Genomic DNA, 19,912 nt, shown 5'->3' with positions numbered 1-19,912 from the left:
TGATCGCGCGATGCCGGCGACCCGGCGCCTTTGAGTCACTTGGTCGATCGGAATCGGAGTCACCCATCGATCGTCCAGCCTCCGTGCTCCTCAGTGCCCGTCAGTGATCCTCAGTGCTCGTCCTAGTTCCTCGGCGATCCTCAGTGATCATCCGGGACCTTACGCCAGTCGTCCGGGAAGAAGAACCCGTCCGAAGTCGGAGGAATCGGCGACTGCACTTCGATCCAGCGGGCCGGCTCATCCCGTTCGTTGACGAAACCATGTGTGCCGTTGGTGCCTGCCCACACCAGATCACCTGTCTGGATGACCTCGTCGTTGCCGTCGAGGGTCCCTCGCATCCCGCCGGAGGTGAAGTAGTAGATCTCCTCGAACGGGTGGTAGTGGACCTTGGCCGCCTTGCCCGGGCCGGACTTCGGCGCGATCTCGCACACGAAGACAGTGTGATGCTGTGCTCCCAGGAGCTGGTCGACCATCATCCTGATGGTGATGTTCTTGACGTTGGGACCGTGGTAGCCAGGCATCGATATCTGCGCGTACGGGGCCAGGTCCGAGTCCTCGAAGTGCCCGACGAAGCGATGCCGGGGGTCCGTCTCGGACGGGCGACCGAGATTCTCACCCGGAGAGGGCTTGGCGGCAATGCTGCTACGGGCTCCGTCGAACGTCGGCGGCTTCGGTGCGCGTACCCCGAGCCAGGTCAGTCCCTCATCACCGGCGGACAGCGAGTGGGCGATGCCGACGGGCGCCACACCGTAGTCGCCGGAACCAAGTTCGTAGCGCAGCCCGGCAAAGGCGGCTTCGCCCGATCCGCCGGTGATGAACCACGACTCCTCGAACGGACAGCGAGCCCAGCCCGTTGTCGCCCCAGGAGCCAGCTCGTACAAGCTCACCTCCAGGTGAGCAGCACCCTGCTCGTGTCCGACCAGGAGCGCCTGCCGAAGACCCGGCACGCCCTCGACATCGAAGAACTTCCGGTCCGCCGCACGTGCAATGTAATAAGCCATGTCATTCTCTCCGTCCACACGCGAGGGACGCCGGGGCCGACATCCCTCGCCCAGTTACTGCTGATCCTCATCGGGCCTGTGCCCAGGGCAACGGTGAGGGCGAGCGGTTCGCGGCCGACACCGGCCACGAACCGCCCCCGCACCGTCGTCGGCTCAGCGGGCCCGCGAGCCCTCAAGCCGGGCGCCGTCAAGGCGTCGGGCATATTCGGCCTGCTCGGTGTAAGCCGTCACCTCGGGGGCGTCGGGCTCCTGAAGGCCACAGACCTTCCGGGCAAGCTGTGTGAGCGGCCCGGAGGGTGAGAGCTCCGAGCGCTTCATCGTGTGCATCCGAGTGGGGAGCATCGGGGTCCCGTTGAACTGCTCGAAGGTGCTCACCCTGTCGCCGAAGTCGGTGAGGAACAGGTCACGGATGACGCGCGAGATGCGCACACGGTCGTAGGGCTCACCGACCGCACCTGCCTGCAGCGGTTCCAGCCAGCTGTGAAGCTCGGGGTTGTTCCACTGCTCCTCGGTGGGGAACAGGAGCGAGGCACGGCCGGCAAGGTCGACCACCTCGTTCCTCATTTCCGCGTACCGCTCCAGGTAGTACGACCGGCCGAAGTCGAAGAGCAGGACGTTCGGCTTGTAGAGCCCCGACGGCGAGATGAACCCTTCCGTCTCGGACGCGATCACGTGGGCTCGCATCGTCTGGTAGAACTCGACAAGACGCGCCACACGCGCCTGGACCGGCGGAATCTGGAAGGTGCCGAGGTGCTCGGTCATCAGCATCGCGAGTCCGACCATGAGTTCGGCCCGGACCATCTGCCGGATGAGCGACTCGTAGTGCGTCCAGTCGAAGATGCGCTGCGGGTACAGCGAAGCGTGCTCGGGACTTCCGATGTGGAATACAAGCTCCCACGGAATGAACACGTTGTCGAAGATGACAGTGCACTCGAGCTCGTCGCCGGCCGAAGAAATCGGGTGGTTGTCGGAGTCGTCACGCACCGTCGCCTCGCGGGAGACTATCGTGACGCCCGGCGCGTTCGCCGGACAGGCGCCGTAAATGACCTGTTCGCTCTGGATTGCCGGGCGGTAGAAGACGCCGATGTGAATGTAGTCGGCGAACGGCACACCGGTGGCCACGGCCTTGACACCGTTGACGACGATGCCGTCGTCGCGAGTCTCCACGACACGCAGTGCGGTCTGGGCCGCTTGCTGCTTGGACCGGTCGACCTGAGGGTCGATGAAGGCGAAGGCGCAGTTGAGGTCGCCCTCCTTCACCAGATCCAGGAACTTCCGGATGCCCACGGTCAGGTCACGCCCGCCAGTGCCCACGGACTGGTCGCTCCACGGCTGCGGGTCCTCTTCGTAGGTGACCAGGCCGTAGTTGTTCGCGCACGGGGTCCGCCCGATCGATCCGCCATCGAGCTCCCGGACCACGGTCTCCAGATACACACGCTTGCGCCGCAGCCCCTCGGCGTCCCCGTGCTTGAACCACATCATCGAGCGACGTACTCCGTCGTCGTCGACGAAGGTCATGATGTCCTGCAGCTCGGGCTCGTGATGCAGGTCGTAGAACTTCGCGAACGTCTTGGCCGCTGCCCTGGTCTTCGGGTGCGTCGTGACGTCATCGATCCGATCGCCTCCCACCCAGACAACGCGGCCGTCCCTGAGAGACTCCAAGTACTGGTCGCCAGTTCGCATCAAATGCCACCTTCTCCACTTCACCAAGTACCATCGTGCATGGACTGTTCTTGCCGGGTCGTCATTCAAATTCCACTCGACAGAACGTCACTGGGAATTTCCCCGAACCCGTTTATGAACCTACCCCTCGACGCGTTAGAGAATGAGAAATCAGCGCCTCAATCGGCTGACACTTCGAACTCCGCAGTTCGAATCGGCGAAATAACATCTCACCGTGAAGTGGACACTCGCTCGGCCGTTGATTCCTTTGAGGCTAGCCAGGAGGTGTTAGTGGGGCGTTAATCGCGCCGAGACGCCGTTAACGATGCTGCGCCGCTCCGAAAGCGCAGCGGCTGGAGCGACAACCCTGCCCCGCAGCACCAGGGTTGTACTGAGATCCCTGGCCGGCACTCACGCGGAGCGAGAACGCCGGCAACCCGTGTGCATCACGGATGTTCGCTTGCACATCGCGCAGCGATGTGGTGCCCGCGGAGCATTGTGCGTTCGGCCAGCAAACGGGTGCGCCGACCCACACGACTCCATCGTCGAAATATAGACAATGGCGCGGAACTAAGAGCGTGCGCGGATAGGCGGGTGTAAGGGCTGGATGCAGGTGCAGGCACGGGCCTGCGCGATCATGTGAGTTGCTACGCTCCGTGACCGTGGAGGCTCCGTGCCTGCGCTCCCATTATGGCTTGTCGATCCGCTCTGGCAGCAGTTCCGGGAACTGCTACCAGAGCGCGGTGAGTTCGCTTCCGACCACCCGCTGGGCTGTCATCGCCGACGCATCGGTGACCGCACTGTCTTCGACCGGCTCGTGCAGGTACTGGTGTTCGGCTGCGGCTACCGCAAGGTCGCCGACAATGCGTGCTCGGCGACGACCATCCGTACCCGCCGTCAGGAGTGGATCGAAGCTGGGGTCTTCGAACGCCTGGAGCTGCTCGTTCTGGAAGCCTACGACCGTTTCATCGGCCTACAGCTGTCGGATGTGCCAGTCGACGGCTGTCACTCAAAGGCCCCCTGCGGTGGTGAAGTTGCAGGCCCTTCGCCCGTGGACCGGCGAAAGGGCGGTATGAAACGCTCCACCGCAACAGACGCCGGCGGCATCCCGCTCGGCGCTGTCACCGCTCCCGGCAACCGGCACGACTCCCCGCTGCTGGGTCCCACCCTGGAGAGACTCGAACGTATCGGGCCGCTCCCGGAAAACGCCACGGTCCACCTCGACGCCGCCTACGGCACCGGCAAGGGAACCAGAACGGCAGCAGAGTACGGCCTGCGGGCACAGGTCGCGGTCAAGGGCGTGGCCGCACCGATCCAGAACACCAAACGATGGCCGGTGGAGCGCACGAACGCCTGGGGCAATCAATTCTTCAAGATCGCTCGCTGCACCGAACGCCGCACCGAAGTCATCGATGCGTACCTGTCGTTGGCCCACGCCATCATCACTCTGCGTCGCCTCATCCGCCGCGCGTGGACCCTCTACCGCTGGGACACACGCCCCCGGAAACGCCCCTGAACACCGCCTATCCGCGCACGCTCTAAATGGCGCACAAGGAGGCAAGCCCGTCCATCAGGATTCTCGCCACTGTGGCCACGGGCTGCCGGCAGAGCCGGGTCCTTGGTGAGCCGGTAGCCGGCCTGGACCCAATGCCGCGTAGCGTAAGTTGATCAAGGGCATGGGGTCGCCCTTCGGCTGGGGCGGTAGGTTGCTGATCGTGAGTCAGGGTGGGGGTGCAGGCGGGCGGTTGCCCGAGTGGATCTCGATCGGGCTGCTGGCGGGTTCGGTCCCGCGTGATGTGATCGACGACGCGGTGCGGGCGTTCGGACGGCAGGCCAGACGGTCGGACGGGAAGCTCCCGCCGCATGTGGTGGTGTACCTGGTGATGGCGTTGGCGCTGTTCGCGGACGACGACTACGAAGAGGCCATCACCCGTCTTTCGGAGCCGCTGGAGCGGTGGGGCTGCTGGGACCGGGCCTGGGAGGTGCCCACGACCAGCGCGATCACCCAGGCCCGCAAGCGCCTGGGCTCCGAACCGCTCGCGGAGATCTTCGACCGCATCACCGAGCCGGTCGCGGAGCAGCTCACCCGCGGGGCCTGGCTCGGGCCCCGCCGCCTGGTCTCCATCGACGGCATGGAGTGGGACCTGCCCGACACCGAATCCAACGCCGAGGCGTTCGGCCGCTCCGGGACCGCCGCCAATCCCTCCGCCTTCCCCAAGGCGCGGGTGCTCACCCTGGTCGAGACCGGCTCCCGCGCCCCGATCGGGGCAGCGATCGGGCCGATCGCCGGCAAGCGCGCCGGCGAGCAGACCCTGGCCTTCCAGCTGTTCGAGCGCCTGGAAGAGGACATGCTGCTGCTGGCCGACCGGGGCTTTTTCGGCTTCGAGCAGTGGTGCGCTGCCGCCGGGACCGGCGCGGACCTGCTCTGGCGCGTCGGCGACACGCTCACCCTCCCGCTGGTCGCGGACCTGCCCGACGGCTCCTACCTCTCCCTGGTCTACTCCCCCCGCCTCAACACGGCGGCGCGGGGCCGACTGCTGGAAGACGCCCGCGCCGGGCGGGAGGTCGATCCCGCAGCCGCCCGAGTGGTGCGCGTGGTCGAGTACGAGGTCCCCGACCGCGGCACCGACGCCGAGCGGGAGCTGGTCTGCCTGATCACCACGATCACCGACCACGCGAACGCCCCCGCCCCCCTGCTCGCTCACGCGTACCACCAGCGCTGGGAGCACGAGCAGTCCAACGATGACCTGAAGACCGCCCTACGCGGCCCAGGCCGCATCCTGCGTTCCAAGAGCCCGGACCTCGTCCGGCAGGAGCTGTACGGCTACCTGCTCACCCACTACGCGATCTCCGCCCTGATCTGCCGGGCTGCCACCGAGGCCGACATCGACCCCGACCGGGTCAAATTCACCCGCACCCTGCGCATCGTCCGCCGCCGCGTCGCCGACCCGGCGGCTATTTCCCCTGAGGACCTGGACGCCGTCCTGGCCAGGGTCCGCGCCGACATCACCCGCAAGAAGAACCTCAACCCCCGCCGCCGCCATCGCAGTTACCCCCGTGTCGTCAAGCGCGCCCGGCACAACAGCTACCGCGTCAAGCGTCCTGCCGACACCGGCACCCGCCATCCGGCGCCGCCCACGATCCACCTCGTCAACGCCCGAGCACTCACTCTCACAGCATGATCAACTTACGCTACGTGGCATTGGGCCTGGACCGGCCACGAGGTGTCGCGGAAGTCGATGAGGCCACCCACAGGAGTAGCCACTGCGGGCAGCCGAAGAACCGACTCGCGGACCGCCGCCAAGTCCGCCGCCCACCGTCATCCAGGATCTGATCCACTGCCCGGTAGGCGGCGAGCAGGGCCGCGCGCGCCTGAAGGCCGGCCTGATTCATAACCGCGGGAAGCAGCAGGTAGATGCTGGTCGCGCCGAGCGCTACCGCCTGGAGCACGTGTATGTCCGCCGACGCGCCGCCGTCGAGGTGGCGCGCCCGACGCACACCCGGGGTGCAGGCGCGGGACGACCGCCGATGCAAGCAGCACTGAAACGGCGTTTGTTGACGTACTCGATCAGGTTCCTGGGAGGTTACGCAGGCCGCTGACCGGAGACCTTAGACGAAGTGCGCTTCCCGGGATCATGCAGTGTGATGCGGGCCTGGTGGGTCAGACAGGCGCGAAGTCTGTGTTCGCCGAGTTCGGGGAGGAGCGCGGTGACGTGTTCGGCGGACAGCGTGGCGAGGAGCGTGTGGGCGGCGGCCTGCGGGTCAGGTACGGCGTTGAGCAGGGTCGTCACGTGGCGGTGCCAGAAATGGTAGGCCTGGGCCCGGTAGCGCGCGCCCGTGGTCGAGGTCTCCGAGGTGCGGACAAGATCCAGGTGCTGGATCAGGTGGTCGATGTAGGCATCGATGAATGCCACGAGGCGCTCGCACGCCGGGGCCCCCGGACCCAGTGGGGGCGGGCCGTGCAGGATGGCTTCCTGCAGTGCCTGCTCGCAGTCGGTCAGCAGCGCGGTGGCCAGTCCGGATCTGTCGCCGAAGCGACGGAACAAGGTGCCCTTGCCCACGCCCGCGGCAGCCGCCACCTGGTCCATGGAGGCGCCGTCCGCGCCATGCTCGTCGAACAGTCTTGCGGCGGCCTCGAGTATCGCCGCGCGGTTGCGCGCCGCATCCGCACGCTCCTTGCGCTGCGGGGCCGGTATCGGCGCAGGGGAGCAGAGTTCCGACTGGTCTTGTTCATGTCTCACGTGCAGTTTCCTGACCACAACATGTTGTCTGGGCACTACGAATCCCACCGTGCTGCGGAGCACCGGTTCACGGCGAGCACAGCGGCTCGCGATGCGTCCCCGCCTCGCCTCGCCTGCAGGCGGGATGGCCGCCTTGAGCGGCAGGACGTTCGCAGGCTGCTCGCCGCGCGCGTAGCTCATCCGGCTACAGCGTGAGGCCGGCCAGACTCCTGCCTGACCGGCCTCGCTGCCCTACGCGGTTTCAGAGCTGGGCTGCCACGGGTGCCGGCGCCTCCGGCATGTCCATCTCGAAGTCCATGACACGGTGGAAGCGTGACAACGCATTCCACATGCTGATGCACATGACAAGCTCTACCAGGGCCGCTGCGTCGAACGCCCGCTGTACGTCGTCGCGGATACCCGTCGAGACTCCGGTGCGGTCACTTGCTACGGAGACCGTCGGAATGGCGACCGTCATCTCCTCGGCCAGCTGAAGAGCCAGCCGCTCCTGCTCGGTGAAGCCTTCGAGCTTGCCGTTCGCAACAGCCGCGAGTTCGTCGACCCCCACCCCTTTGTTCAGCGCGGACGTGCATCGGTGACTCGCTGTATAGCGACAGTGGTTGAGCACGGCGACGCGTACGGCGACCAGGTCCTTCAGACGCTGATCCAACGCGCCGGGGCCGTTGAGCTGCCCGAGGAACGGCAGGTATTTGGCGAGCAGGCCGGGGCTGTTGCCGATGCCCGCCCAGGTGTTCAGCACTTCGCCGTACATATTCACCCCCTGGGCAAGAGCGGGTTGGTCGACCGATGAGAACTGATCGGACGTGAGGAGCGGCACCAGCGACATGAGAATTACCTTTCGACGGGTCCTGCCGGGAAGCGGCTGGATCGGGGTGAAGGTGGGGCAGACTCCTGGGGCCTGGCCATATCCGCAGGATCGTTCTGACAACGCGGTGAAGCGCCAGGTTTCCGCGAGCCGATCGCGATCCCCAGCGTCGCGTTGAACCACGGCACGAGGAAGGTCAGGGCGATGCGAATCGTGAGTACCCACGTGAACGGGCCGTCCCGGACCTGCGAGTAAAGGTTGACCATGAACAGAGTTGACCCGACTAGCAAGGCGGCCGTGGTCGTCTGCACCATGGACCTGCCTCGTACGGCACCGCGCAGCGCCACGCTCCAGGCGACAGGGGGAGTCTTCGCTTGAAGGTTGTGCTCGGACAGGCTCATTGGTGTCCTTCAACGCTCTGGACGTCACGTCACGATCCGCACGGGTTCTCAAGGAGGCCGATGAACTCCTGCATCCACTGAGCCGCGACCGCACAGTCGACAGCTCGATGGTCACCGGACAGGGTGAAACGCATCGCGCGTGCCACGCCGCTTCGACCTTGCCTCGGTTGAGGCCTCAGATCTCACCGAGGGTGCGCAGCAGGGCGCGCGAACCTCGTCCGAGACGCTGTGGTCGCATCCAGGCCTCGGGCGGAGATACCTCAACGCCTGGACGAGGAACTGATGGTGTCTTCGCTGCGGGCCGTTGATGGTGTCTCTCGTTCACCGTGACAGAGAATGGATCCATTTTCAACCATTCGCTCGCGAAACCTTGGCATCGACGGGCAGAATGGATCCAGAAGACGCCTTGGGCGGCGGCGACCTAGTAGGGCTTGGTTAGGTTGGGATGGGCTTGGCGTGTCTGGGTGGGGGCAGCGGCGTCCGGCACAGCGGGCAGCGCCCGGCCCAGCAGGCCAGCAGGACCTGCAGTCCGGCCACGACCTGGTAGGTCGTCAGGCCGTGGCCGCCGCTTTCGGGGACAGTCGCTCCAGGGTGCAAAACGCCTGGGCGACCGAGGCCAGGGTGAGGTGCCGGTGGAAGCCGTTCCAGGTGCGGCCCTCGAAGTGACCTAGCCCCAAGGCGGTCTTCAGCTCGCGGTAGTCGTGCTCGACCCGCCAGCGGAGCTTCGCCGAGCGCACCAGGTGTCGCAGGGGGGTGTCCGCGGGCAGCGTGGAGAGCCAGTACTTGGTCGGCTCCTTCTCGCCGGCGGGCCACTCGGCCAGCAGCCAGCACACCGGCAGGTCCTCGCCGGGGTGCGCCCGGCGCAGCCGCACTCCGGCGGGGCGCACCCGCAGTGCGGCGAACCGCGAGCGCAACGGGCCCTTGGAGCCCTGCCGCCAGGTCACCCGGTGCAGGGCGCCGTGCCCGGCGTCCTGCACCAGCGTGCGCACCGAGGTGGGTGCCTGCCGGTAGCGGGGCACCGGGGGCCGGCCGGTGCCCGACCAGGCCGGAGCGGTACGCGTGGCGGTCTCGGGCAGCACCGCGGTGTCCGAACGCACCCCGACCACGTAGTCGATGCCGCGCTCTTCCAACGCCAGCCGGAAGGCACCGTCTTGACCGTAGCCCTCGTCGGCCACGATCAGCGGCGGGTCCAGCCCCCAGCACCGCAGCTCGTCGACCATGTCGACGGCCAGCTGCCACTTGGCGACATGCCAGACCTCGTCGGGGATGTGGGCCCGGCGGCGGCGCTTGGCCACCTGGTCGGCGTCCTCGGCGGGCGCGGCGGTCACGTCCCACTGCTCGGGCAGGAACAGCCGCCAGTTCACCGGACAGGAGGCCGCGTCGGTGACCAGGTGCACGCTCGGGGCGACCTGGCAGTTGGCGGTCTTGCCCAGCGCCCCGCAGTACTGCGCGGCCACGCCGGGCGAGGCGTGGCCGTCCTTGGGAAAGGACACATCGTCGATCACCCAGGCGGCCGGGCGGATGACCGGCTCCATGCGCCAGGCCAGCTCGGCCAGCACCATCTGATGGGACCACGGGGCGTCGGCCAGGAACTGCTGCAGGCCCTGCCGGTCCACCCCCAGCCGGGCCGCCATCGGCTCCATCGACTTGCGGCGGCCCACACCGAGCAGCCCGCGCACATACCGCTCGCCCCACCGCCGCTGGTCGGACCGTCCCAACGGGGCGAACACCTCGGCCGCGAACGCCGCCAACCGGTCCTGGGCCTCCACGAGCTCCTGCGGAGTCATGGCCCTCACCTCCGCGAGGCCAACACGCCCTCCTTCCCCCAAGATAACCAAGCCCTACTAGTGCCGTGTCAGCCAAGGTCCGCCCGTCGAGGAGCGGCGAGTGGGAGCGCCTCTCACGGCCTCAAGGCAGGGGAAGGGCGTGCCGGGCGTCGCGACGGGGCGAACCTCGGCTGACGCGGCACCGGCGGGTCGAGCTCGCCCTCTGGAGCTGCGCCAGCACTGCGTCTGACAGGCCGGGCGGTGCTGCCGGCACCGACTTCGACTGTGTCCAGACGGATGTCATGGGGCCGTTCGGCAGGCCATGCTGGTGCTGAACTGGTTCCGCGCACGCGGATGTGTGCACCGCCTGGTCCGCGACGCCGAGGTCTCCCAGGTCATCGGCGACCGCCACCTCCCCGGGATCTGGAGTGATCAACGCTGAGAAAGCCTCACCGCACCTCAACTGGTCCCCTCCAGGTGAAGCAGCGTACGCAAGGACTCGGCTCCCGGGTTCGCGAGGCTGTTGGTCGCGAAGCCCCTGGCCCGGGAGCACAGCGCAATTCCGCGGTGTGATCAGACGGCAGCCCACCCGCCACTCAGCGGGCTGATCAGACGGAACGTTCCCGCGGGCATCGGCAACGCAGCGTGACGATCGCCAGCGAGCATTAACGGGCCTTTTTCACCACCGCTGCTAGGTTCTCGCCGACGCAATCGGAAGCTGAATTTCCGGTCAGCCTTGTGCGTCCCTGACACAGGAGGCCGCCCATGAGCGTGTCAACAGAACGCGACACCTACTCCGACTTCCCCACCGACTTCCGCGGCGCGGTACTGCGGCCCGGCGACGACCAGTACGACGCGGCGCGTGCCCTGTACCAGGGCCGTGCCGCCGACGAGAGCCCCGCTCTGATCGCGCAGTGTGCCGACGAAAGTGACGTCGCGACCGTCCTGCGCTACGCCTCCGCACACGCCATACCCGTGGCCGTGCGCGGCGGGGGGCACGGCTCGGACGGCTATGCGATGCCCGGTGGGGCACTGGTCATCGACCTCTCCCGGATGCGGGCGATCACGGTCGACCCGGAGACCCGGGTGGTACGGGCCCAACCGGGCGTCAAGCTCGGCGAGATGGATGCCGCCGCACAGCAGCACGGCCTGGCCGTACCCGCCGGCACGGTCAGCAGCACCGGCGTCGCCGGGCTGACTCTGGGCGGCGGCATCGGCTTCCTCATGCGGCGCTTCGGCGCCACCGTCGACAATCTGCTGGCCTGCGACATGATCACCGTGGACGGCCGCAAGGTCCGCGCCGACGAGACCGAGAACCCCGAGCTGTTCTGGGCGCTGCGCGGCGGGGGCGGCAACTTCGGGGTCGTCACCTCCTTCGAGTACCGCGCGCACCCCGTCGGCCCCGACGTCGTCGCAGGACAGCTGATCTTCCCGTTCGACCAGGCCGCAGACGTCCTCGGCAAGCTTTCCGCGCACCTGGCCACAGCCCCGCGGGAGCTGGGCCTGCTGGTCGCGATCGCCGATGCTCCCCCTCTGCCGATGCTGCCCAAGGAGGTGTACGGGAAGCCGGCGCTGATTCTCGTCGTGGTGTACACCGGAGAGCCCGCCACGGCCAACGAGGTCGTCGAGCCGCTCGCCGCGCTCGGCCAACCGCTTGCCAACCTGGTCACGAAGACCACGTGGGTCCAGGCGAACAGCATGCTCGACGCCGTAGCCCCCTACGGCATGCGTATGAACCTGCGTGGTGGGTACCTGCCGGCACTGTCCGCCGACGCGGTCGACGTGCTGCTCAAGAACGTTGTCGCCCTGCCGACGAACCCCGGTGTCATCTATTCGATCAACATCTCGTTCATGGGCGGCGCGATCTCCGAAGACGTCGACGAGGACGCCACGGCCTTCTCCCGTGAGGGAGCCGCCTGGCTGTGGGAAGCCATCTGCAAGTGGGACACACCCGAGTACGACGCGCAGTACGACGAGTGGGCCACGACCCTCACCGATGCGATGCGGCCGCACGCGCTGACGAACGGTTACTCCAACCTCACCGACGACCTGGGCGAAGAGTGGCGGCGCGGAGTGCACGGCAGCGAGGCCAAGCACCAGCGACTGCGTTCGATCAAGGCCGCCTGGGACCCTCACAACCTGCTCCGCTTCAACAAGAACATCGCCCCTGAGACCACCGACTGACCGCACACCGGCTGAGCGTCACGCCGGCGGACTGGCGTGTCGCTCCGCCCCTTGCCCCGCCCCGGCGGGGCAATTCCGTGGTCTCCGCAGCAATCCGACCATAGACCTCCACGCAGATCCTTCGGTGACCATCTCTGACGTTCCGGGATGATCAAAGGCCGGCGTCCGGGCTCAGCAGTCGTCTCGGCCGCGGCGGCGTACGGCCGAGAATGGTCCGGCGAACTCCATTACGGCCTCTGGTTGATCAACGTGACTCCTGGTGGAGACACACGATCGAGCAGAGGCCGCCTCGCTGTCCGAAGAGCAGCGAGCCCCACCAAGAATTGATCTTGATGGGACTCAAGACCGAGCTCGGTCGGCCGGCACTTTCCACCGCGCAGGGCGGGGAGGAAGGTGCCGGCCGACTGTGTGAGGTTCCCCTCGTAACGCACAGGCCGTGACCAGCGGGCCAGTCGGGGGGCACGGCTGACAAGACTCGGTCAGAGGTCAGCAGTGGCGTTTCGGTGGCTGGACCGGCTCCCGGCAACCGTGTTGAGATGCGACTGGGAGTCGCGCTCGGTCGACAACGGTCCCGAGACGGTGAAGTAACGCTGGCCGGCGACGAGAAGCTCCTCTGCGGGGAACTTGGTGATCACCTCGCACCCGTCCGCGGTCACCACGAGCTCCTCCTCGATCCGGGCCGCGCCCCAGCCGTCCTTTGACGGCCAATAGGTCTCCAGCGCGAACACCATGCCCTCCTCGAGCACCTCGGGGTGCTCGAGGGACACCAGCCGGGAGAACACCGGCTTCTCCCAGATCGACAGCCCGACACCATGGCCGTACTGGAGCGCGAAGGCCGCTTCCTCGTCGGGGAACCCGAACTCCTGCGCCGTCGGCCACACCGACACGATGTCGGCCGTCGTGGCTCCGGGCCGGACGAGGCTGATCGCCTCGTCCATGTACTCACGGCAGCGCGTGTAGGCGTCGCGTTGGGCGGAAGAGGCACTGCCGACGGCAAACGTGCGGTAGTAGCACGTGCGATAGCCGTTGTAGCTGTGCAGAATGTCGAAGAACGCCGGATCCCCGGGCCGCACGATGCGGTCCGAGAAGACGTGGGGGTGCGGTGCACACCGCTCCCCGGAGATCGCATTGACGCCTTCGACGAACTCCGAGCCGAGGTCGTAGAGCGTCTTGGCCACCACACCCACGCACTCGTTCTCGCGCACACCCGGCCGGAGAAACTCATAGAGGTTGTCGTAGGCGGCGTCGACCATCGAGCAAGCATGGGTGAGCAGATGGATCTCGTCACGTGTCTTGATGCGTCGGGCCTCCAGGAACACCTGCTGGCCGTCGACCACCGTGATGCCCGCGTTCTGCAGGGCCGTCAGAACCGGGAGCTCGATGACGTCCACGCCGAGCGGCTCGTCCAGGAGCCCATAGAGCTCGAGCTCACGCTTGATCTTCTGGGCGACGGAGTCGCCCATCCCGACCAGAGGGTTGATGGCGCCGCGCAACGTCGAGATGCCGGCGCGAGCGCCGCTCGGGTTGCGGGCATCGGCCCCGTGATGGGCTCCGTGCGGATCACCGTCCGCGTGGGCCTTGGAATAGTCCAACCACGGGTTGTACAGCTGGTGGTGCTTGGCGGCTGAACCGAAGTCCCACACGATCGGCTCACCTCCCCTGACCAGCAGGGAGAACCGGATCATCTTGTCGATTGCCCACGTGCCGATGTGGGTTGAGGTCATGTAGCGGATGTTGGAGAAGTCGAAGGCCAGGACCGCACCGAGGTCGGATCGCTCCAACGACTCGCGGAGACGGGCCAGCCGCTCGTCGCGGAGCCTGTTCATGTCGACGCGGGTTTCCCAGTCCACCGCGTTCGGTCCAAACGTCGGAATCGCCATCACAAGTCCTTTGCCAAGCGCACAGTCGCGGGTATTGGAAACGCACGCGCACCGCCTGCATGCGGCCTGATGCACGCATGTTCCACATGTTCAGTACTACTGAACACCTGGAGAGCAAGCGCCGTCAACTCCCGCTGACCAGCGGGGTCATTACGAGCGGCCCCCTTGCTGCATGTCAGTGGGGTGACAGGCGGGGATCGGGCCCTCGGTTCCCGACGCACCGCGCCCGGCGACCACATGCCACAGGCCGCTCGCCGGCTCGTCACTCTCGTTCACGTACAAGTGGGGAACTGCAGAGTCGAAGCTGATGGACGAGCCGGGTTCGAGGCTGTAGGTCTCGAACCCGAGGCGGACGGTCAGGCGCCCCGACATCAGAAAGCCGTACTCCCGTCCATCGTGACGCATCAACCCTCCGTTCGTGGAGGAGCTGCTGCCAGGTGGGTAGGTCACGAGCAGTGCACTGACAAGCGGGTCGGGGCCGGGCGTAAGCCGCTCCCAGGTGACGCCGCTGTCCATCACGAGCACAGCTCGTTCGTCGGCCTCGACAAGCGGCGACATGGGGGGCGTCGGTGGGCCTGGACTGTGCTCCACCCCCGGTCCGGCGAGGAGCTGGTCGAAGGAGATCGCGAGTTCCGACACCAGGGAGTAGAGGGTGGCCACCGAGGGTTCGGAGTGCCCATTCTCGATCTGGGACAACATGCTCGGTGAGATGCCGACGCGGCGACTCAACTCACGAACGCTGAGCTTGGCCGCAGTGCGAGCGGTGCGCAAGCGAGCGCGTGCTTCGGGTTCCACGGGTCCGTTCCCTCCTCGATTGCGGCATGCGGCCCACGGGCAGTCGTTGATCGGCGTCGGACGTAGCCCGGGACTGATGTGCAGTAATACTAAACGAGCCAGAAGGGCGTGAGATGCCCGAAGGTGGAGTGGGATCCACAGAACCCGAACACCTGAGGGAGCAGTGGAACGTCGGCTCGGCCTATGAGGCTCGCTTCACGAACGTCACCTCGACATGGGTGCCGGTCCGCACTGTGCTCATGGCCTCGACCGTGCGGTCCTGACACACGCGAAGCACGCACGGGTGACAGTCGACGTACCCGAGATAGAACCCGGGTGCCGGGAGCGCGAACTCGTACGAGATCAGTAACTGTCCCTCATCGCCGACGACCGCCGGAAGGGCGAGGGAGACTCCCAGCAGCTCAGCGGCCGATTCGACGTCGCCGTCGAAGACCAGCCGGCGGATGCGCGTCGATGAGATCGGCTCACGGGCAGGGCCCCACGTGACGAGCGGGACAACCCGGGTGCTCAGCTCAGGGTGCTGTTCGAAAGTGGCTGTCGTCCCGGCGCCCCGGGCGCCGAATCGAAAGCCCTCGCCGACACTGACGAACTCCGCACCGAGCTGGTCGACAATGACACCCTCGACGAAGTCTTCGGCAGAGACTCGCGACCAGGCGTGGTCGAACGGGACGATCGCCACGCGCCGGATCCCCAAGCTGCACAGCTTCTGGAGCTTCCGTCGGCGATCGCTCAGCAGGCTCGGTACCTGGCGTGGCTGGAGCACCTGCAGCGGGTGAGGGTCAAATGTGAGCACTGTGTCGCACCCGTTCAGGACCTGACGATGACCGAGGTGAACGCCGTCGAAGGTCCCGATCGCGACGTTGGCGCCCGAGCGCGCTCCACCGGTGCGGCGACCATCGGCGCGCCATTTCCCACGGGGTACCTCAACGCTGAGGACCTCCATCACCCTTCCCTCCTTCGACCTCAGAGCAGGCTGGGCCCGCGTCAGTGTGCGCCTCGTGTCGTTACCCGTTCGGAAGATGCGAGATGGCCCGGCAGACCGCGTGTGAACCCTGCGTTAACCACGCTTGCCGTGGCCGCATCGCTTCAGATCCACTCTCCGCAGTAAGGAATGAACCGCTGACTGGAGGAGCCGAACATGGCTGCAGGTTGGAACTTGGAGGGCCGCACGGCTTTCGTGACCGGTGGTAGTCGAGGCCTGGGCTTCGCCATCGCGCAGGCGCTGCTCGAGCGTGGCGCCAAGGTGGCGATCGCAGCCAGGGACGAGGCTGCCGTCAAGGCTGCGGCCGGGCGTCTCACCGCTGGAGCCGGCGCCGAGGACGTGCTCCCCGTCGTCGCGGACGTCACCGACGCGGATTCCGTCAACAGCGCGCTGGCAGAGGTGCACGCATGGCAGGGCAGCCTTGACATCCTCGTGAACAACGCAGGTCCGCAGCTCGCGCCGTCCGCCCTGGAGGGGGTCGACGAGAAGGTCATCGCGTCGGCCTTCGACACGAAGCTGATCGGGTTCCTTCGCGTCTCGCAGGCCGCTCTCCCGTTCTTGAGCAGGACCGGCAGCGGCAACATCGTCAACGTCGTCGGCGCCACTGCACACGCGGTGATTCCCAACACCGGTCCTACGGCGATCGTGAATGCGGGCGTGGTCGCGCTCACGAGCTACCTGGCGACCGAGGCGGCTGCCAGCAACATCCGGGTCAACGCCATCTCCCCCGGAATGACCAAGACCGAGGGCTGGCTCACCAAGACCGAGGCCATGGGCAAGCAGCAGGGCAAGAGCGCCGAAGAGGTTCGGGCCGGCATGGCCAAGGGTCTCGGCATTCGCCTCGACCGTTGGGCCGAGCCCGCCGAAATCGGTGCCGCGGCGGCGTTCCTGGCGTCCGACGACGCCTCCTACGTGACCGGTCAGGTGCTGCGCGTCGACGGCGGGCTGTCGAAGCCCGTCGCCTGATCTCAGACCCCCGGGCAAGCGCCATCCAAGGTCCGCACTTGCCTTGGATGGCGCTCCTGGTTTACGTACCGTGAGGATCCGCCGAGTGCTCTGCAACATCGACACCCTGGAGTTCTGGGAATGCTGATCGGAATCGTGAGCGAAGCCCGCCGCGGCGAGACGCGTGTTGCCGCGACTCCTGCGACGGTGGTCCAGCTGGTGAAGCTGGGGTACGACGTCGTGGTGGAGCCGGGTGCTGGTGCGTTGTCCAGCTTCCCGGACGAGGCATATATCGAGGCCGGCGCGAGGATGGGTGACCCGCTGGCAGCGGAGGTCGTGCTCGGCGTGAACGCCCTCTCGTCCGAGCAGTTGGACGGGTTGAAGCCGGGTGCGACGGTCATGGGCATCATGAGCCCGGCGTTGAACCCTGCGCTGGTGGAGGACCTGGCGACACGGCCGATCACGGCGCTGGCGATGGATGCGGTGCCGCGTATCTCGCGGGCGCAGTCGTTGGACGTGTTGTCGTCGATGGCGAACATCGCGGGCTACCGGGCAGTGGTGGAGGCCGCTCATGTCTTCGGCCGGTTCTTCACCGGTCAGGTGACGGCTGCGGGCAAGGTGCCGCCGGCCAAGGTGCTGGTCTGTGGTGCGGGGGTGGCGGGTCTGGCCGCGATCGGTGCGGCGGGAAGCCTGGGTGCCGTCGTGTACGCCACCGACCCGCGGCCGGAGGTCGCCGACCAGGTCAGGTCGCTGGGTGGCGAGTACCTCTCGGTCGAGCCCGAGGATGCCGGCGAGCTGGAGGTGTCGGCGACGGGCTATGCCAAGGAGATGTCGAAGGACTACAACACCCGCGCGGCCCAGCTGTACAGCGACCGGATCACCGAGATGGACATCGTGATCACGACGGCACAGATCCCGGGCCGGCCCGCGCCGACACTGATCACCGCGGACATGGTGGCGTCGATGAAGTCGGGCAGCGTGATCGTGGACATGGCCGCCGCCGGCGGCGGCAACGTCGAGGGCATGGTCAAGGACGAGGCGGTGGTCACGGCCAACGGTGTGACCATCATCGGCTACACCGACCTGCCGGGTCGGTTGCCCGCGCAGGCGTCGCAGCTGTACGGCACCAACCTGGTCAACCTGATCAAGCTGATGACCCCGGACAAGGACGGCCGGCTGGTGCTGGACTTCGACGACGCGGTGCAGCGGTCGATGACCGTGGTACGCGACGGCGAGTCGACCTGGCCGCCTCCGCCGGTCCAGGTGTCCGCCGCTCCGGCAGCCGCTCCCGCCTCCGCAGCCGTTGAGGTGAAGGCGGCCGGCCCCCAGACCAAGCCACCGGCGTCGACTCGGCGGCGCTACACGGCGGTTGGGGTCGGCGCCGCGGTCCTGTTCCTGCTCGCGGCCCTGTCCCCGTCGGCGCTGCAGGGACACCTGACGGTGTTCGCGCTGGCGATCGTGATCGGCTACTACGTGATCGGGCACGTGCACCACGCCCTGCACACGCCCCTGATGAGCGTCACCAACGCGATCTCGGGAATCATCGTGGTCGGCGCCCTCCTGCAGATCGGGCACGGTGAGAGTCCGAACGGCGGGGCGGTCACGGTGCTGTCGACCATCGCGATCCTGCTGGCCTCGATCAACATCTTCGGTGGCTTCGCAGTGACCCGCCGCATGCTCTCCATGTTCTCGAGAAGCTGAAGGGCCCATCATGTCTGATCTGATGACTGTCGAGACCGCCGCAGCGGCTGCCTACATCGTCGCGGCCCTGCTTTTCATCCTGGCACTGGCCGGACTGTCCCATCACGAGACCGCCAAGGCCGGCAAGACCTATGGCATCGGCGGCATGGCAGTGGCCCTGGCCGCGACGATCGCACTGGCGGTCCACCGTGACATCTCCGGAGTCGGTCTGGCGTTGATGATCGGCGCCATGGCGGTCGGTGCCGCGATAGGACTGTGGCGGGCCCGGGTCGTGGAGATGACCGGGATGCCCGAACTGATCGCCTTGCTGCACTCCTTCGTGGGTCTGGCCGCGGTACTCGTGGGCTGGAACGGATACCTGCGCGTCGAGTCCACCCTGGACGGCACGGTCAGCGGCGAGGTCAAGGTGTTGCAGGCTCAGGACCTGCTCGGGATCCATTCCGCCGAGGTGTTCATCGGCGTCTTCATCGGCGCGGTCACCTTCACCGGCTCGATCGTGGCGTTCCTCAAGCTCTCGGCACGCATCAAGTCGGCCCCGCTGATGCTGCCCGGCAAGAACTACCTCAACCTCGGTGCCCTGGCCGCGTTCGCAGTGCTGACCACGTGGTTCGTGATCGACCCGACACTGTGGCTACTGATCGCCGTCACGATCGTCGCACTGGCCCTGGGCTGGCACCTGGTCGCCTCGATCGGCGGCGGTGACATGCCCGTCGTCGTCTCGATGCTGAACTCCTACTCCGGCTGGGCTGCCGCAGCATCGGGATTCCTGCTGGAGAACGACCTGCTCATCATCACAGGCGCCCTGGTCGGCTCCTCGGGTGCCTACCTGTCCTCCGTCATGTGCAAGGCGATGAACCGGTCCTTCATCTCCGTGATCGCCGGCGGGTTCGGCATCGAGGCCGGCCCGGCCGACGACAAGGACTACGGCGAGCACCGCGAGATCACCGCCGAGGGCGTCGCCGACCTCCTCGGGTCGGCCGACTCGGTCATCATCACCCCCGGATACGGCATGGCCGTAGCCCAAGCCCAGTACGGCGTCGCCGAGTTGACCCGCAAACTCAGGGACCGAGACGTCAACGTGCGCTTCGGCATCCACCCGGTCGCGGGCCGGCTGCCGGGCCACATGAACGTCCTGCTCGCCGAGGCCAAGGTCCCCTACGACATCGTGCTGGAAATGGACGAGATCAACGACGACTTCGACGACACCACCGTCGTCCTCGTCATCGGCGCCAACGACACCGTCAATCCCGCCGCCGCCGAGGACCCCAGCTCACCCATCGCCGGCATGCCCGTCCTCCAAGTCTGGAAGGCCGAAAACGTCATCGTCTTCAAGCGCTCCATGGCCTCCGGGTACGCCGGCGTCCAAAACCCGCTCTTCTACCGCGAAAACTCCTCCATGCTCTTCGGCGACGCCAAGGACCGCGTCGAAGACATCCTCCGAGTCCTCTGACACCCGGGCCAGGACGCAGTGATCCCTGGGCGGGGACGCAGTAGTCACGCATCACGGCGCAGCAAGGCCGACATGCCAGGAATCGGACGCGTCGTTTTC

At 67.0% G+C, this 19,912-nt stretch carries 15 protein-coding genes; 6 read left to right on the top strand and 9 right to left on the bottom strand.

Annotated features, from left to right (window positions below; all coding sequences use genetic code 11):
* Positions 1 to 140: 140 nt before the first annotated feature.
* Together ACQEXA_RS51470 and ACQEXA_RS51465 are read right to left on the bottom strand one after the other, a co-directional pair.
* Entirely contained in the window at positions 141 to 1,001 is an 861-nt protein-coding gene (locus ACQEXA_RS51470; protein ID WP_432922783.1) for a cupin domain-containing protein, read from the bottom strand.
* 153 nt (positions 1,002 to 1,154) lie between these two features.
* Entirely contained in the window at positions 1,155 to 2,684 is a 1,530-nt protein-coding gene (locus tag ACQEXA_RS51465; protein ID WP_432922786.1) for a 4-hydroxyphenylacetate 3-hydroxylase N-terminal domain-containing protein, read from the bottom strand.
* Positions 2,685 to 3,336: 652 nt separating this feature from the next.
* On the opposite strand from ACQEXA_RS51465, the gene ACQEXA_RS51460 reads away from it, so the two are divergent.
* Both ACQEXA_RS51460 and ACQEXA_RS51455 read left to right on the top strand, forming a co-directional pair.
* Positions 3,337 to 4,179, top strand: a complete 843-nt coding sequence (locus ACQEXA_RS51460; RefSeq protein ID WP_432938449.1) for an IS5 family transposase — start codon at positions 3,337 to 3,339, stop codon at positions 4,177 to 4,179.
* A 229-nt stretch (positions 4,180 to 4,408) separates the two neighbouring features.
* Complete coding sequence (locus ACQEXA_RS51455; RefSeq protein WP_433133484.1) at positions 4,409 to 5,845, top strand: IS4 family transposase; 1,437 nt, start codon at positions 4,409 to 4,411, stop codon at positions 5,843 to 5,845.
* A gap of 402 nt (positions 5,846 to 6,247) precedes the next feature.
* Here the strand turns inward: ACQEXA_RS51455 and ACQEXA_RS51450 are convergent, their stop codons facing one another.
* From ACQEXA_RS51450 to ACQEXA_RS51435, 4 genes are all read right to left on the bottom strand, one after another.
* Positions 6,248 to 6,904, bottom strand: a complete 657-nt coding sequence (locus ACQEXA_RS51450) for a TetR/AcrR family transcriptional regulator (RefSeq protein WP_432922789.1) — start codon at positions 6,902 to 6,904, stop codon at positions 6,248 to 6,250.
* 241 nt (positions 6,905 to 7,145) lie between these two features.
* Complete coding sequence (locus ACQEXA_RS51445; protein ID WP_432922792.1) at positions 7,146 to 7,730, bottom strand: carboxymuconolactone decarboxylase family protein; 585 nt, start codon at positions 7,728 to 7,730, stop codon at positions 7,146 to 7,148.
* Between the two features lie 409 nt (positions 7,731 to 8,139).
* Entirely contained in the window at positions 8,140 to 8,289 is a 150-nt protein-coding gene (locus tag ACQEXA_RS51440) for a 2-oxo acid dehydrogenase subunit E2 (RefSeq protein ID WP_359403094.1), read from the bottom strand.
* Positions 8,290 to 8,661: 372 nt separating this feature from the next.
* Positions 8,662 to 9,897 carry an IS701 family transposase gene (locus ACQEXA_RS51435; protein ID WP_433133482.1) on the bottom strand — a complete coding sequence of 412 codons (1,236 nt, stop codon included), beginning with the start codon at positions 9,895 to 9,897 and terminating at the stop codon, positions 8,662 to 8,664.
* Positions 9,898 to 10,641: 744 nt separating this feature from the next.
* Between ACQEXA_RS51435 and ACQEXA_RS51430 the strand changes: the two genes are divergently transcribed.
* A complete protein-coding gene (locus ACQEXA_RS51430) occupies positions 10,642 to 12,060 on the top strand; it encodes an FAD-binding oxidoreductase (RefSeq protein WP_432922795.1) in 1,419 nt (472 codons plus the stop codon).
* Positions 12,061 to 12,539: 479 nt separating this feature from the next.
* Here ACQEXA_RS51430 and ACQEXA_RS51425 read toward each other — a convergent pair whose 3' ends face one another.
* The 3 genes from ACQEXA_RS51425 to ACQEXA_RS51415 form a co-directional block, all read right to left on the bottom strand.
* Positions 12,540 to 13,940 carry a M24 family metallopeptidase gene (locus ACQEXA_RS51425; protein ID WP_359403025.1) on the bottom strand — a complete coding sequence of 467 codons (1,401 nt, stop codon included), beginning with the start codon at positions 13,938 to 13,940 and terminating at the stop codon, positions 12,540 to 12,542.
* Between the two features lie 150 nt (positions 13,941 to 14,090).
* Entirely contained in the window at positions 14,091 to 14,735 is a 645-nt protein-coding gene (locus ACQEXA_RS51420) for a helix-turn-helix domain-containing protein (RefSeq protein WP_432922799.1), read from the bottom strand.
* Positions 14,736 to 14,916: 181 nt separating this feature from the next.
* Positions 14,917 to 15,678: an FAD synthetase family protein gene (locus tag ACQEXA_RS51415; protein ID WP_432922802.1), complete on the bottom strand. Its 762-nt coding sequence runs from the start codon at positions 15,676 to 15,678 to the stop codon at positions 14,917 to 14,919.
* Between the two features lie 195 nt (positions 15,679 to 15,873).
* Between ACQEXA_RS51415 and ACQEXA_RS51410 the strand changes: the two genes are divergently transcribed.
* The 3 genes from ACQEXA_RS51410 to pntB all read left to right on the top strand — a co-directional run bounded on the left by ACQEXA_RS51410 (position 15,874) and on the right by pntB (position 19,813).
* A complete protein-coding gene (locus ACQEXA_RS51410) occupies positions 15,874 to 16,683 on the top strand; it encodes an SDR family NAD(P)-dependent oxidoreductase (RefSeq protein ID WP_360999036.1) in 810 nt (269 codons plus the stop codon).
* Between the two features lie 120 nt (positions 16,684 to 16,803).
* Positions 16,804 to 18,363, top strand: coding sequence for a Re/Si-specific NAD(P)(+) transhydrogenase subunit alpha (locus ACQEXA_RS51405; RefSeq protein WP_432922807.1), 1,560 nt, complete (start codon positions 16,804 to 16,806; stop codon positions 18,361 to 18,363).
* Positions 18,364 to 18,385: 22 nt separating this feature from the next.
* Positions 18,386 to 19,813, top strand: a complete 1,428-nt coding sequence (gene pntB, locus ACQEXA_RS51400; protein WP_432938836.1) for a Re/Si-specific NAD(P)(+) transhydrogenase subunit beta — start codon at positions 18,386 to 18,388, stop codon at positions 19,811 to 19,813.
* Positions 19,814 to 19,912: the final 99 nt, after the last annotated feature.

This window comes from Streptomyces sp. CA-106110 (assembly GCF_050936285.1).
In the GTDB taxonomy this organism is placed as follows: Bacteria; Actinomycetota; Actinomycetes; order Streptomycetales; family Streptomycetaceae; genus Streptomyces.
The sequence above is the reverse complement of the archived record's forward strand: the minus strand, read 5'-3'. Positions and strand labels throughout refer to the sequence as shown.